Here is a 13,525-nt window from a genome sequence, read left to right as displayed (position 1 = left end):
CCGAAACTATCTATTTCTGTAATGGTCAATTCTTTAAAAGGAGTCTCTAGTCGTAGGTATGGACAAGCTGGATATCCTAAGCCATACGGGAAAGACGCTCTTTGGTCGCCCAGTTATTTTGTATCTTCTGTAGGAGGTGCGCCACTGGAAGTTCTTAAGTGCTACATCAAAAATCAGGAAAAGCCGTCGTAAAACGACGGGGTTTTAACCCAAATTTTCGATAACTCGATCGAGGTCCAAGAATCTTCGGCCTCAATCAATTTTTTCGGTTATGGGAAGTCTGGTAGGCTGCCGGGTTATCTTGAAGAGAGTTAGCAGTAGTCTCAGGAGACAATAGATTATGACTTGGCGCGGCTCAACCGATACAAAAGATCGCATTTTTGCAGCTTTAGTATATCTTTTACCCTTATATTCCGCTTTTGCCTTCGGTATCTTTATCTTCCAGCAAATTCCTTTTTTAGGAGCGGCCTTAGCAATAGCCTTATATCCCTTAGCTTTTCTCTATAGTTCTCTGGGAAGCTTTGGCAGTTTAATTGTCTTTTTCGTCCTCTTTTTCGCCGTGGTACGCAATCCCCGCATCAGTCATTTTATCCGGTTTAACACCATGCAGGCGATTTTAATCGAGATTTTGGTGTATTTATTGGGATTGGTCTTAGGTTTCGTCGCTAGGGGTTTAGGGGCGAATTTAGTGGTAGAAACTCTTTTTAACGTCGTCTTTTTGGGAGCATTTGCCGCCTGTGTTTACAGCATTATACAGTCGGTTATCGGCAAATACGCCGATATTCCCACAATTTCCGAGGCGGCCTATTCTCAAGTGGGAGGTTAAGTCAGCTTGAGTTTGTCCCCTTTTTCGGCTACAGTCTCTCCAGAATCAATGCGTTCGCTGCCAGGCCACATCTATGAGTCCATTTAAACAGACCCTACGGGAACTCAACGCTCAGAAGGGGAAAATAGCCGCTTCTGTGGGCAGAAAAACGCCTAAACGAGTTAATCGTTGGTTTAAATGGCTTTCTCCCGGTCTTTTTGTCAAACGCTGGCTTTTAATCAGTTTAAGCGGCGTTTTTCTCACCTCCTTCGGTTTGGCTATTTGGGTAAAATTAACCCCGGTTAATCGCTTTTTAGAGTTTGTTTCCCAAGCATTAGAAACGATCGCCCGTTTAGTCCCTAATTCTGTTTCCGGGCCGCTGGCGGTTTTGCTGGGTGTCTTTTTGTTATTCTGGGGTCAGAGTCGCACCGTGGAAACGATTACAGAAGCACTACAACCGGACGCATCGGAGGAATTAGTCGATCGCCTACGGGCTCATCGTCGTCTCCATCGCGGTCCGAAAATTGTGGCCATCGGTGGCGGTACGGGTTTATCGACGCTTTTACGCGGTTTAAAACAGTATAGTTCCAATATCACCGCTATTGTCACCGTAGCTGATGATGGCGGTTCTTCGGGCCGATTACGTCGGGAAATGGGTATTTTACCCCCGGGGGATATTCGCAATTGTATCGCCGCTTTGGCCGATGAGGAAAAGTTATTAACGGAATTGTTTCAATATCGCTTTCATGCCGGGGATGGTTTATCGGGCCACAGTTTTGGTAATTTATTTATCAGCGCTATGACCGAGATTACTGGGGATCTGGAACAGGCGATCGATGCTAGTGCCAAAGTTTTGGCCATTCGCGGTAAAGTGCTACCTGCTACCCTTACCGATGTTAGTCTCTGGGCTAAGTTAGCCGATGGGCGCATTATTGAGGGAGAATCGAAGATAACCGAAGCTATGGGGCAAATTCGTCAGATTGGCTGCCATCCTGCCGATCCGGTCGCTTTACCGGCTGCTTTAGCGGCAATCAAGGAGGCAGATTATATTATTATCGGGCCGGGTAGTCTTTATACCAGTATTATCCCTAATTTGTTGGTTCCCGCAATTCGTCAGGCCCTAGCACAGGTGACAGTCCCCCGTGTCTATGTTTGTAATATTATGACCCAGCCGGGGGAAACGGATAATTATTCGGTGGCTGATCATATTCGGGCGATCGAAAAAGTCTGCGAGGAACGCGTCTTTGATGCAGTTTTAGCCCAAAGAACTGCACCATCGCCCCAATCTCTGCAATTATACGCCCAAGAGCATAGTCATCCTGTGTTTTTAGACCGCGAGGAGGTGGGAAAAATGGGTTATCGGATTGTTTTAGCGAATGTAATGGCAGAAGATGAAGTTACTGCCAAAGTTAGTCATGATCCCCAACGTTTAGCGCGAGTTTTATGGCGCTGGTATGCTAAAAAGTGAATAGCGAGTTGACTAAATGTTTTTATCTAGCTTTGTCAAGTTATAAAATCATATTTTTTGCTTTAATTTGCCGACATTAGCCAAATTTGCTGATTAAAGCCCTAGGAAAAAATTAGCCTAAAAACCATTTCGCCTTATTCTGTGTTATACTCAGATTTTGAAGAGAGATGATTATGCACTACTCTACTAAATCTAATCAAGAGACAGGTGCGACAGTCTATTCCCCAAGCGATGGAAGTGAATTAATTCCTGCTGAGGTTAAACTAGATATAAACGGGCAAAACTATCAATCACTTAATATACCTCTCCCAGAGGGCTATACAGTAGATGATGAAGGAATCATCAATAACTATGGTAGCGAACCCAAGATTTATCTATCAAAATCCCCATCTTTAGAACAGCAAAAATGGTATATTTTGCAAGGAGTAGGGGCGGTTTTGTTGGTTGCTTTGGTGTTATTAATCACCTTTTCCGTTAGCTAGATAAAAACCGTAGGATTGACATTTAAGTTGAGCGAGACAGGAAAACTTTAATTTACACCATAGAGTCTGCATCCCAAGTATCGGGAGCATATATTGGAACCGACTCTATCTATCTGTCCAAATAGTAAATCTGACAGCTGAACTTTTTTACTTTGCTAAACTTGACAATTTTTTTCAGTTTTTTGTGGGTTGCTTCGTGATCAACAATAGAACAACCAATAGAGTTAACTTCTCAAAGGAAATTCAACAGGTATGAAATTTAATCCTTCTCTTAGTCAAGAACCTCGCTATCAGGCAATTCCTGTTATGCAGATAACTTCCAAAGAAACCCTTCTCCATTGGTTAGAACGGACAGGAAGATTAAAATTACGTCAATCTGATGCTCATCCCGATTCGCAAATTTTAGAAGAACTAGACGATATTATCGATCCAGATAATTATGCTATAGAAGAAGAAGAATAAATAGTCTGACTGGGAGTTAGGAGTGAAATTTCAATTATCTAATATTCAGGAGATTAAGAAAGTGGGATCAACGAAAAAAACGGCTTTAATTTACTGTGAAAATCAGTTTGGACGTGTGGATGGAAAAACGGCAGCTGGCTTGATCCGACAATCAGAAATATATACAATTGTTGGTGTGCTGGATAGTTCCTTAACAGGAAAAGATGCGGGAGAAGCATTAGGAGATAAAAAAAATCATATTCCCATTTTTGCCAATTTACAAACAGCCTTAGAAAAACTTAGAGATGTTCCCAATTGTTATATCTACGGCAAAGCACCCTTAGAAGCGTTTATTCCCCCCCTAGAAAGGCTGCTAATTTTAGAAGCAATGGCACAAGGAATGGATATTATTAATGGTTTGCATCAATTCTTCTCCGAAGATTTAGAATTTAGGGAGCAAGCTAGTCAGTATGGTGTGCAAATTACAGACATTCGTAAACCACCACAATTAGCTGATCTTCATGTATTTACTGGGCAAATTTCCCAAGTAAATATACCCGTTATTGCCTTTTTAGGAACCGATTGTGCTTGCGGAAAAATGACCACTGCGGTGGCAGTTAATCAAACTCTCCAAGGCTTGGGTATTAAGTCTGTCTTAGTCGCTACTGGACAAACTAGCTTGATGCAGGGAGCAAGATATGGGGTTTCGATCGATGCTTTGGTTTCTCAATTTGTCATCGGTGAAATTGAAAATGCTGTGGTTCAAGCTTTTGAGCAAGAAAAACCCGATATTATTTTAGTGGAAGGACAAAGTTCTCTGAGTCATCCTGCTTTTATGAGTTCCCTGGGAATTTTGAAAGGAAGTAGGCCCGATGGGATTATTTTACAACATCCCCCAGCCCGAAAATTTCGCTGTGATTTTCCTCATTTAGCCATGCCAAAATTACAGGAAGAAATTTCACTAATTGAGGCAATTTCTCCCACTAAAGTTATCGCTATTGCGATTAATCACGAAAATCTCACCGCAGCAGCCACTGAGCGTATTATTGCCAAATATGAGCGAGATTTTCAGTTACCGACTACTGATGTTTTGTTACACGGATGTGAGAAATTAGTCCAAGCTTTATGCGATCGCTTTCCGAAATTAAACCGGAAAATCAAAGGAGAAATTTTAGCTGCAATTCCGGCAATTGGGAGCAAATAGGCTGATGAAAGACCTTTTACCCAGAATCGAGATTTCTCTCCCGAAAATACGCCATAATGCTCGTTTACTCTGCCAATTCTACGGCAGCAAGGGACTTTCTGTGATGGGAGTTTCCAAAGCGATTTTGGGTGATCCCTCGATCGCCTTGGCGATGATTCAAGGTGGAGTCAACTTTATCGCTGACTCTCGAATCGAAAATATTCTCAAAATGAAACAAGCAGGAATAGTGACAACTTTTGTTCTGTTGCGTACTGCCTTGAGTCAAGCAGAATCAGTGGTTAACATTGCAGATATCAGCTTAAATACCGAATTAGCAACAATTCAGGAACTTTCCTATTATGCTCAAGAAAAGCAAAAAATACACCGCATTATTATCATGACGGAGTTAGGGGATTTACGCGAAGGTGTACTGCCGAAAGATCTGGTCAAGTTCATCAAAAAGACCCTCGCTTTTCCCTTTATCAAAATTATTGGACTGGGTTGTAATTTGGCTTGTTATGGAGGTATTAAACCTGATAGCCATAATATGAGCAAATTATCTGTGTTAACAGATACAATTGAGCAGGAATTTTTAATAAAATTACCGATTATTTCAGGAGGCAATTCTGCTAACTATCAATGGTATCAAAAAAGTAGCGAAGTTGGTCGGATTAATAATCTGCGTTTAGGAGAATCAATTTTATTAGGTTGTGAAACAGTTAATCGACAAGTTATACCTGGTTTATATACCGATGCTTTTCGGTTAATTGCTGAAGTAATCGAATCTAAAGATAAACCATCTCTACCCTCTGGAGAAATTGGTCGAGATGCTTTTGGTAATGTTCCCAGCTTTATCGACCAAGGCATTCACCGTCGAGTTATTATTGCATTAGGAAGACAGGATATTCTTATCTCTGGATTACAAACAAGTCAGGAGATAAAAATATTAGGTTCTAGTAGCGATCATCTAGTTCTTGATAGTCATAACAAGAGGTTAAAAGTAGGAAGCGAAGTCAGTTTTAATCTTGATTACGGAGGACTTTTAACAGCCATGACTTCTCCTTTTATTACTAAAAGTTATGCTCTCAATGCAGTAGCACAAATGTATTGAGCGATGAATAAATAGGGTTTGCTGAAAAAGTTTTTCAGGGAAAAAGTACCTGAATTTTCCCCCGATCCCCGCAATGGCTGGCACTTTTTGAGGGGAAAAAAGTCCAAAAGTCTTATCCAACAAGGTTTTTAGATTTATTCAGCAAACCCTATTTAGGGTCTGCTGACTTATCACCTTGACATCAGCACCGTAGAGATTTGTCCTCAATTACTATCCTATCGCTAAATTCTGGGAAGAAATCAAAATCCCCCTTAATCCTGAACAAATTCCTAATCATCTCGTTTGGCACCATGATCAGCCGCTCCGAGGTATAATTCCCCTACTTTCGGGTTATTGAGTAAATCTTGACCCGATCCCTGAAAACGATCTTGACCACTTTCTAAAACATAACCTCGATCGGACATCATTAGGGCTTTTTTGGCATTCTGTTCCACTAAAATAATTGCAGTTCCCGTCTGATTAATCGCTTTTATCTGTTCAAAAACGCTGGTTACTAAGATAGGAGATAAAGCTGCCGAAGGTTCATCGAGAATTAATAAATCCGGTTGCAACATCAGCGCTCGTCCCATGGCTAACATCTGTCTTTCTCCTCCGGATAAAGTGCCAGCTTTCTGACGACGGCGCTCGAGCAAACGGGGAAACATGGCATAAATGCGCTCTTTTAGCGGTTTAATCGCTTTTTTACTGGTAAAAGCCCCCATTTCCAGATTTTCCTCGATGCTCAGGGATGGAAAAACATTAGCAATTTGGGGAACATAACCCATACCGAGTGGAACGATTTGATTAGATTTCCAACCGGCGATATTTTTTCCCTTAAAAGTGATAGTTCCAGCACTGGGTTTTAATAAACCAAAAATCGTCTTAGCGAGGGTAGATTTTCCCGCACCATTGGGACCGATAACCGTGACTAATTCCCCTGGTGCAATGCGAAAGTTAACCCCTTGCAATATGTATAAATCCTGCACATAACCAGCATAAACTTGTTCAACTTCTAAAAGATAATCCATGGTAAGGTAAAAAGGAGATAGCAGACAGTAATATGAATTATGAATTATGAATTGGGAAGTGGGAAGCATTTTCAGTGAACAGTAATCAGTGAACTGAAAACTCACATCTGATAACTGATAACTGATCACTGATAACTGATAAATTAGGGAGTTTTTTGTAAATCGGGACGTTCTTGTGGCAGAATTGCACCTTCGACGGGGCATACTTGTAGACAGATACCACAGTCGATACAAGTGGCAAAATCAATCCAATACCAATCGGTTCCTTTAACATTTTTACCCGGTCCCGGATGGATGCAAGCAACAGGACAAGCGGAAACGCAATCGGCAACCCCTTCACAAATTCCAGTGACGATCGAATGTGGCACAGTGTTTTCTCCTCTAATTCTTAACATTACTTTACCACTTTTAGGCACTGCCGTGCCAAGATCGGATCATTGTTAGGAAACTTTCTCTTAATTCCCTAAAATATTGGGAGTTTTTTCTTGATCTTAGCAAGAAGTAAAATAGAAGTTTTCGCTAGGGTTTTTACTATTCCCTTACGGGAGGACAAATAGTTAATTTCTCCCCGTAATTCCTGATTATTTTTATGGAGATAGTTATGATTATTATCTAATTCTTTTAGGGATATTCCCATCCCTTGCATAGTATGATCATCTTGCTGTTGTTTCAGATACATTGTCTGTTGTGCTTCCTGTAATTTTCTTAACTCTAACCAGACTTGATTCTGACTTGATTCCTTAGTTTCACTGAGCGCATACCAGAGAAAATCAGTGATTTCTTCGGCTATTTTTTGATTAACTTGAAAAAACTCGATAATATCAATTTTTTCGCTGGAAATTGTGGGGTATAACTTTCTTAAATCTTGGGCAATATTAGAGGAAAAAGCGATGATTCTAGAAGCGGATAAAATTGCATAGTGTTTTTCTAAATCTACTGGTAAATTGCCCTTTTCTTCTGGGAATTCATAAGCAAGTAAAAGTAGAGAAGGAGTGTTTAAGGGACTGGTATAAAAAGTGGAAATAAATAAATTTGCCTGTAGGCGATCGCAAATAGCTTGGATTTTTCTGGCATCCTTTCCCGTACAATTATAATCGTAGGATTCCGCAGGCCAATATTTAAATTCTTCCCATCTTGGTGCGGTGTTATTTCTATCTAAAATAACAATGTGTTGACTAAATTCTAATTGACTCCAATGCTCTAGAATTAAAGACCAAACCCTGGCTAATTTTCCTTGATCGATTTGAAAGATCACGCCATCAATAACAATAATTGGGCATCTCTTCTGGGAGATAGCTTGAATTGTTTGTAATTTTTCTCGCTCATCTTCCTGTAAAATTATGCCTAAATCTTCCATCTTAACTGGATTGGGTTTAATTTCTATATCCTTAATGTCTGGGTGGGGAATTTTATAGATTTTACACACTTGATAATGTTCCTGTAATGCTTGACCATTACTGCCATGTTCTAAGCCTTGGAGATTTAAATAATATAACCCTAAAATCTCAGGAATTAAAGCCATTTTTTCCCCTTGACTACCGATTCTTAACCAAAATTCGTAATCACCAGCACAGCGAAAATTTTCCTGAAAATAACCATATTTATCGTGCAGCATTTTTCGCCACATTGGTTGAGAACCCACACAACAACCTTGACGCATCTGTTGATAGGAGTAATTTGGCCAATTCCAATGTTTTAAAGCTGGGGTGGTGGCAAAAGTATCATTTTTGAAGGTGGTAATTAATTGATCGGCATAAACTAAACTAATCTCTCTATTGTTATCTAGATAATTAGCCATAATTTCCAGAGCATTAAAACAGCGACGATCATCAGTATTCCCATTGGTGATATAGGAACCCCTAGCTAGTTTAATAGCACGATTCCAAGCGCGGTAGAGGGTTTCTCGTTCTCTAGTTCTCTGGTAAATAATATTAGGATAATTTTCTTGAAACTCTTGGATAATCTCCCCTTCATTCTCCGGGGAAGCACTATCGATAATAATAAGTTCTACTTCTCCCTTTTCATAAAGAGTTTGAGTAACTAAATCCTCTAGACAACCCCGGATAAACTCCGCTGATTTATAGGTAGAAACAATTACAGAAACTTTGATACTCTGCACTGGTATAGAGTTATTAAAACTAGGATTCATCGGCTTATCTGATCGCAATTCAAGACAGGGAAATTTTTTGATAATTTTGAAAAAGAAGATTTTAAGACTCTATATTTGATCGGGAGAATTGTCAAGATGTTATCGACTCTTATTGAAGATACCAGTTTATTTACCTTTGGCTTGTTACTTGACATAATAAAAAACTATAATGGGAAAGCTGTGGAAAATGAGCAACAATGACCGTATCTTCCTCCCTAGACTGGCTAACCCGTGGAACCAGTGACCTATTCCCCCATCAACCCGACTCCCAAGACCCTAGGGAAAATTTAACCCAACTACTGCAAACTACTGATCGCCCTTTAAGAATTAAACTAGGTATTGACCCCACCGGCAGCGATATTCACCTAGGTCATAGTATCCCTTTTCGGAAACTGCGTGCTTTCCAGGATGCCGGTCATGTAGCAGTGGTGATTATTGGTGATTTTACCGCTAGAATCGGCGATCCGACGGGAAAATCGGAAGTTAGAAAACAATTGACCATCGAAGAAGTGAGAGCCAATGCCGAGAATTATCTGGCACAATTACGCCCAATTTTAGATTTTAACACCCCTAATCGCCTAGAAATTCGCTATAACTCGGAATGGTTGGGGAAATTAGACCTATCGCAAATTCTCGAACTCCTCTCCACCATGACCGTGGGGCAAATGTTGGCAAAAGAAGGCTTTTCCGAACGCTACGACCAGGAAACCCCGATTTTTCTCCATGAATTTCTCTATCCCTTAATGCAGGGTTATGATTCCGTAGCTGTCGAGGCCGATGTGGAATTGGGAGGAACTGATCAAAAATTTAATATTGTCGTCGGTCGTGATTTGCAGAAATATTTCGGTAAAAAACGGCAATTCGGGCTACTTTTACCGATTTTAATCGGAACCGATGGCAGTCAAAAAATGTCCAAATCCCTGAATAATTATGTGGGATTGCGGGAATCGGCCCTGTCCATGTACTCGAAACTGGAAAAAACCCCCGACGCTTTGTTAAAAGATTATTACGAGCTATTGACAAATTTGCCCTTAGATGCTATGGCGAGCAATCCGCGAGAGGCACAAAAACAACTGGCGATCGAGGTAGTTGCCCAGTTTCACGGGAAAGAGGAGGCATTAAAAGCACAAAAAACGGCGCAGGAGATAGTTCTACAGGGAAATACAGCGGCCGCTGCTTCTGTACCCGAATTTTCCCTAGCAGCGGTCACTTTTCCCCTGAAATTATTCTATCTTCTCTCGGCCACCGGCTTATGTAAAAGTAGCGGCGAAGGGAGAAGACAGATTCAGGGGGGTGCGGTGAGGATCGATAGCGAGAAAATCACCGATGTGGACAAAAGTTTTGAGACAGCCGAAGCTTTAACGGGAAAAGTCCTACAGGTGGGCAAAAATAAATTTATTCGCTTCGTAGCTTAAATAAGCGAAAAAGTCCCTATTCGGCGGCTTTTTCCAGGATTTCTAACTCAAAATCTCGAAAATGGGCTTTAAACTTTTTACTGAACTCGACGAGGACGGGTAGGTTGGCGCTAACCGGCCTACCACGCCATTCGGTGACAATCCCTTTCACCTCTCCCTCTAGTCCTTTCAGGTCAAAAGGATCCGATTTGTGTTCAGGATGGTGATAAACTACCACAGACTCAATTACACGGACTCGATCGCCAACTTTCATAAACTCTCTAGCGAAGACAAACGCCTATTGTATCTTTGAAGACAATCTTATCATTGTACGCCGTATCAGGGAACGGGGAACTGAAAACTCTTAAGATTGAAACCTAGAGCTTGAGCTTTTTTCTCCAGATAAGCGTCACCTGTTGTGCAAGGCTGACGGCTAAAAAACTGATAACTGCTCACTGATTTGATAGCATGGGGGAAAACCTATAGAGGGTTAAGCGGTATGAGTGACTATAAAGATTCTTCTTCCATGCGCTATTTCCTGGCGGGATTAAAACCCTTTGCCCAACCTTTATTTTGGCTACCGTTAGGAATATTTTCCTTGGCTCTAATTGGTTTGTGGGTATATCAACAGAATCCTGAATGGTTGGGTTCGGTATTAGATACCCCAGGAATGTCCTTGGAGGAGCGGGAAATCAGGGCTAACCAGATTACCGATACTCCTCTCCCCACTGCTGTACCATTGCCGGCCATTCCTGCCCATAATAATACCGCTCGCCTGAACAAACCGGCCTCGACCCAGCCTTTTAATCCTTTAAATACTAATCCCGATAACAACCAGAAACCCTCTTTGTTCACCCCGTTAATGCCGCAGCCTAAGCAAAATCAGGCACCGAAGCCTAGTAAAAGTCTGCAACCGATTCAAGTGCGACCGATTAGTGGCGACACTAGCAATTATCCTTTACAAAGGGAAATCGAAAATCGCTCGCGGACTAATAACTTGAATAATTTTCCTAATCCCAACCCCGGGGGCAGCCCGAATCAAGTCAACCCCCAGGGAAATTATTCCCCTGAGCAACAAAATGTTCAGGCCCTACCCTCCCGGAATAATGCCAACCCTAACCCCGTCCCCGGCTCTAGCAACCAATCCAACTATTATCAACCCCCCGTATATCAGGCCCCCGTCTACAGCAGTCAACCTAACGTCACTGGTTATCCCAATCAGGGAATGCCACCTAACAATAATGGCACCCCCAATCAAGTCCCACCTCCAAGTATTAACCGAGGTTTCTCCATCCAACAACCCATTAATGCCCGGCCTTCCGGTTACTAGAGGAACTTAGATAGGGTTTGCTGAATAAATCTAAAAACCTTGTTGGATAATATTTTTAGACTTTTTTGAAATCAAAAAGTACCAGCGATTGGAGTGATTGGGGGGAAAATTCAGGGACTTTTTCCCTGAAAATTAGGTAATTGACCGCCTGAAAATGGGTAAAACCCTACACCCCACACCCCACACCCTACACCCTACCCCCACCAACAAACTTTTTGCCGCAAACCCTAGATAGGAGCTTGTAGGAAGTCTAATAAAATCGGATTAACTATTTCTGGGGCCTCGTCCTGGGGACAGTGGCCTAAACCGGCTAAGGGGATAAACTGTTTTACGGTCGGGAATCCTGCTAATTCTTGGCCCAAGGCCAAGGGCTCCCAGGGATCCTCGCTACCCCAAAGCAGAATCGCTGGACAGGGGAGAATCGGCAGCAGGTCTTCCGGCAGTGGGCCGCCAGAATAACCGGTAAAAGCGAGGAAAACCTCGATCGCTCCCTGATCTCTGGCGGGTTTTAGGATTATTTCCACTAATTCCTCCGTTACCGCTTCCGAGCGCCGATAAGCTTGCAGGAGAATTTTACGCACTGTCTGGGGTTTAGCGATCTGTTGGAAGAAAAAAGCCCCAATTGCTTTATTTTTGAGAATTATTTGGGCAATATCCGCACCTAAACGACGATACCAGGGTAATTTACCCCGTTTTCTTTCGTGCAGTAGTCTGAGGGAACAATTAATCGCCGCCACCCCAAGGACAAAATCGGGATGATCGACGGCAGCCTGCATAATGGCCACACAACCGATAGAATTACCCGCCAAAAAAGCAGGCCCCCCCACCACTTCCCGACAAAAATCGGCAATTTGCGCCCCCCAAGTCTCGAAAGTGTAATCGATCTCGTTTTTCGGTTCGGGTTTGTCGGAACCGCCAAAACCAATTAAATCTAGGGCAAAACAGCGACATTTTTCGCCTAAAACGGGGATATTTTTGCGCCAATGTCCCCAAGATGCCCCAAATCCATGCACAAGCACGATCGCAGGTCCCGTCTCCCCCGCACTCTGATAGGTGATTTTGAATCCCCGCCAATGCCAGATTTTTGGTTGTGTCTCTAATCCTAGAATTTGCTGCATATTTTTGTTTATCTGTAAAGTATTTGTTGCTTTTCTTAATATATACTGTCGGGTTAACTGGCGGCTTAACTGATCGTCTGGAGATGATGCCAAATACCGTCATACTTCATCTCAAATGAACCCAACAATCGCCAATTATGATGAACCCTAGAAAGAAGTATTAAGTCACCTAGAAAACGGGTTTCTTGAAGAAACCCGTTTTCTGTGGGGTTTTTTGCGGAAAGTATCCCCCTCTTTTCGTAGTTCCCCCTCCCCTCGTAGTTTAAGGGGGTAAGGTCATAACAATCCGTTGCCAAAACCGACTTTTCAGAATACAATAGAGAAGAGTAGTCATTCATCGCTCAGATTCGTTAAGATGATATTACATGACTAATAATATTGACCATGATCGCTTATTTAAGGAGTTAATCTCCACCTTTTTTGTGGAATTTATTGAGTTGTTTTTCCCTCAATTGATCGATTATTGAGATAGGGACTCGATTACTTTTTTAGACAAAGAAGTATTTACCGATGTCACAGAAGGAGAAAGGTATGAAAGCGATTTAGTCGCACAAGTTAAGTTTAGCGGAAAAGAATCTTTTTTTCTGATTCATCTGGAGGTACAGGAAAGTTCCCGCAAGTGGTTTAACCGGCGAATGTTTACTTATTTTGCTCGCTTTCATGAGAAATTTGTCTTACGGATTTATCCGATTGTAATTTTTTCTTATTCAAAGCCAAAAAGAGCAGCGATTAGTCAATATGTGGTCGATTTTACCGATTTTAAGGTCTTAGAATTTAACTATCAAGTAGTGCAGTTAAATCGATTAAATTGGCGAGATTTTCTCAATCAGTCGAATCCGGTTGCTTCAGCTTTGATGGCCAAGATGAACATTGCAAACAAAGAGCGAGCCAAGGTTAAGGCGGAATGTCTGCGCTTGTTAATTAGGGTCTGCTGAAAAAGTTTTTCCTGGTGGCAGGGTGTGGCCCCCCCAACCCCCCCGACATCGGGGGGGCAGGTGGGGTGTGGGGTTTTACCCATTTTCACCTGGTCAATTACC

General features: G+C 41.9%; 14 protein-coding genes and 1 pseudogene. 10 read left to right on the top strand and 5 right to left on the bottom strand.

What is annotated here, in order from left to right; translation table 11 throughout:
- The 7 genes from EWV68_RS00785 to EWV68_RS00755 all read left to right on the top strand — a co-directional run.
- The coding region (locus EWV68_RS00785) for a transposase (protein WP_287168494.1) at nt 1–192 on the top strand (192 nt) is incomplete at its 5' end.
- A 148-nt stretch (nt 193–340) separates the two neighbouring features.
- The gene (locus EWV68_RS00780) at nt 341–826 is read left to right on the top strand and encodes a Tic20 family protein (protein WP_002797506.1); all 486 of its coding nucleotides are present in this window, start codon (nt 341–343) and stop codon (nt 824–826) included.
- Between the two features lie 73 nt (nt 827–899).
- Entirely contained in the window at nt 900–2,273 is a 1,374-nt protein-coding gene (locus tag EWV68_RS00775) for a gluconeogenesis factor YvcK family protein (RefSeq protein ID WP_061431619.1), read from the top strand.
- Nucleotides 2,274–2,446: 173 nt separating this feature from the next.
- Nucleotides 2,447–2,755, top strand: coding sequence for a photosystem II assembly protein Psb34 (gene psb34 / locus EWV68_RS00770; protein WP_002734380.1), 309 nt, complete (start codon nt 2,447–2,449; stop codon nt 2,753–2,755).
- Between the two features lie 252 nt (nt 2,756–3,007).
- Nucleotides 3,008–3,217: a DUF3134 family protein gene (locus tag EWV68_RS00765; protein WP_002803443.1), complete on the top strand. Its 210-nt coding sequence runs from the start codon at nt 3,008–3,010 to the stop codon at nt 3,215–3,217.
- A gap of 22 nt (nt 3,218–3,239) precedes the next feature.
- Nucleotides 3,240–4,400, top strand: a complete 1,161-nt coding sequence (locus EWV68_RS00760; RefSeq protein ID WP_287168493.1) for an N-acetyltransferase DgcN family protein — start codon at nt 3,240–3,242, stop codon at nt 4,398–4,400.
- Between the two features lie 4 nt (nt 4,401–4,404).
- Entirely contained in the window at nt 4,405–5,490 is a 1,086-nt protein-coding gene (locus tag EWV68_RS00755; RefSeq protein ID WP_287168492.1) for an alanine/ornithine racemase family PLP-dependent enzyme, read from the top strand.
- Between the two features lie 269 nt (nt 5,491–5,759).
- Here the strand turns inward: EWV68_RS00755 and EWV68_RS00750 are convergent, their stop codons facing one another.
- The 3 genes from EWV68_RS00750 to EWV68_RS00740 form a co-directional block, all read right to left on the bottom strand.
- Nucleotides 5,760–6,497: an ABC transporter ATP-binding protein gene (locus EWV68_RS00750; protein WP_287168491.1), complete on the bottom strand. Its 738-nt coding sequence runs from the start codon at nt 6,495–6,497 to the stop codon at nt 5,760–5,762.
- A gap of 143 nt (nt 6,498–6,640) precedes the next feature.
- Nucleotides 6,641–6,865, bottom strand: a complete 225-nt coding sequence (locus EWV68_RS00745) for a ferredoxin family protein (RefSeq protein ID WP_045359981.1) — start codon at nt 6,863–6,865, stop codon at nt 6,641–6,643.
- Nucleotides 6,866–6,960: 95 nt separating this feature from the next.
- Nucleotides 6,961–8,646: a glycosyltransferase gene (locus tag EWV68_RS00740; protein WP_061431614.1), complete on the bottom strand. Its 1,686-nt coding sequence runs from the start codon at nt 8,644–8,646 to the stop codon at nt 6,961–6,963.
- A gap of 197 nt (nt 8,647–8,843) precedes the next feature.
- Between EWV68_RS00740 and tyrS the strand changes: the two genes are divergently transcribed.
- On the top strand, nt 8,844–10,061 hold the full coding sequence (gene tyrS, locus EWV68_RS00735; protein ID WP_061431613.1) for a tyrosine--tRNA ligase: 1,218 nt from the start codon (nt 8,844–8,846) through the stop codon (nt 10,059–10,061).
- Between the two features lie 16 nt (nt 10,062–10,077).
- Here tyrS and EWV68_RS00730 read toward each other — a convergent pair whose 3' ends face one another.
- Complete coding sequence (locus EWV68_RS00730) at nt 10,078–10,314, bottom strand: ferredoxin-thioredoxin reductase variable chain (protein WP_061431612.1); 237 nt, start codon at nt 10,312–10,314, stop codon at nt 10,078–10,080.
- 225 nt (nt 10,315–10,539) lie between these two features.
- Here EWV68_RS00730 and EWV68_RS00725 point away from each other — a divergent pair, with 225 nt between their 5' ends.
- Entirely contained in the window at nt 10,540–11,370 is an 831-nt protein-coding gene (locus EWV68_RS00725) for a hypothetical protein (protein ID WP_287168490.1), read from the top strand.
- A gap of 227 nt (nt 11,371–11,597) precedes the next feature.
- Here EWV68_RS00725 and EWV68_RS00720 read toward each other — a convergent pair whose 3' ends face one another.
- Nucleotides 11,598–12,488: an alpha/beta fold hydrolase gene (locus tag EWV68_RS00720; protein WP_061431610.1), complete on the bottom strand. Its 891-nt coding sequence runs from the start codon at nt 12,486–12,488 to the stop codon at nt 11,598–11,600.
- A 365-nt stretch (nt 12,489–12,853) separates the two neighbouring features.
- Between EWV68_RS00720 and EWV68_RS00715 the strand changes: the two are divergent.
- Nucleotides 12,854–13,411 (top strand): annotated as a pseudogene (locus tag EWV68_RS00715) (Rpn family recombination-promoting nuclease/putative transposase); the annotation flags it as partial.
- Nucleotides 13,412–13,525 lie beyond the last annotated feature (114 nt).

The sequence above is a fragment of the Microcystis sp. M_QC_C_20170808_M9Col genome, from assembly GCF_007095495.1.
In the GTDB taxonomy this organism is placed as follows: domain Bacteria; phylum Cyanobacteriota; class Cyanobacteriia; order Cyanobacteriales; family Microcystaceae; genus Microcystis; species Microcystis aeruginosa.
The sequence above is the reverse complement of the archived record's forward strand: the minus strand, read 5'-3'. Positions and strand labels throughout refer to the sequence as shown.

Excerpts from the sequence above, each read along its gene's own strand:
- EWV68_RS00780 (WP_002797506.1), top strand. The coding sequence starts at position 341 with ATGACTTGGCGCGGCTCAACCGATACAAAAGATCGCATTTTTGCAGCT.
- EWV68_RS00775 (WP_061431619.1), top strand. The coding sequence starts at position 900 with ATGAGTCCATTTAAACAGACCCTACGGGAACTCAACGCTCAGAAGGGG.
- psb34 (WP_002734380.1), top strand. The coding sequence starts at position 2,447 with ATGCACTACTCTACTAAATCTAATCAAGAGACAGGTGCGACAGTCTAT.
- EWV68_RS00765 (WP_002803443.1), top strand. The coding sequence starts at position 3,008 with ATGAAATTTAATCCTTCTCTTAGTCAAGAACCTCGCTATCAGGCAATT.
- EWV68_RS00755 (WP_287168492.1), top strand. The coding sequence starts at position 4,405 with ATGAAAGACCTTTTACCCAGAATCGAGATTTCTCTCCCGAAAATACGC.
- EWV68_RS00750 (WP_287168491.1), bottom strand. The coding sequence starts at position 6,497 with ATGGATTATCTTTTAGAAGTTGAACAAGTTTATGCTGGTTATGTGCAG.
- EWV68_RS00740 (WP_061431614.1), bottom strand. The coding sequence starts at position 8,646 with ATGAATCCTAGTTTTAATAACTCTATACCAGTGCAGAGTATCAAAGTT.
- tyrS (WP_061431613.1), top strand. The coding sequence starts at position 8,844 with ATGACCGTATCTTCCTCCCTAGACTGGCTAACCCGTGGAACCAGTGAC.
- EWV68_RS00730 (WP_061431612.1), bottom strand. The coding sequence starts at position 10,314 with ATGAAAGTTGGCGATCGAGTCCGTGTAATTGAGTCTGTGGTAGTTTAT.
- EWV68_RS00725 (WP_287168490.1), top strand. The coding sequence starts at position 10,540 with ATGAGTGACTATAAAGATTCTTCTTCCATGCGCTATTTCCTGGCGGGA.
- EWV68_RS00720 (WP_061431610.1), bottom strand. The coding sequence starts at position 12,488 with ATGCAGCAAATTCTAGGATTAGAGACACAACCAAAAATCTGGCATTGG.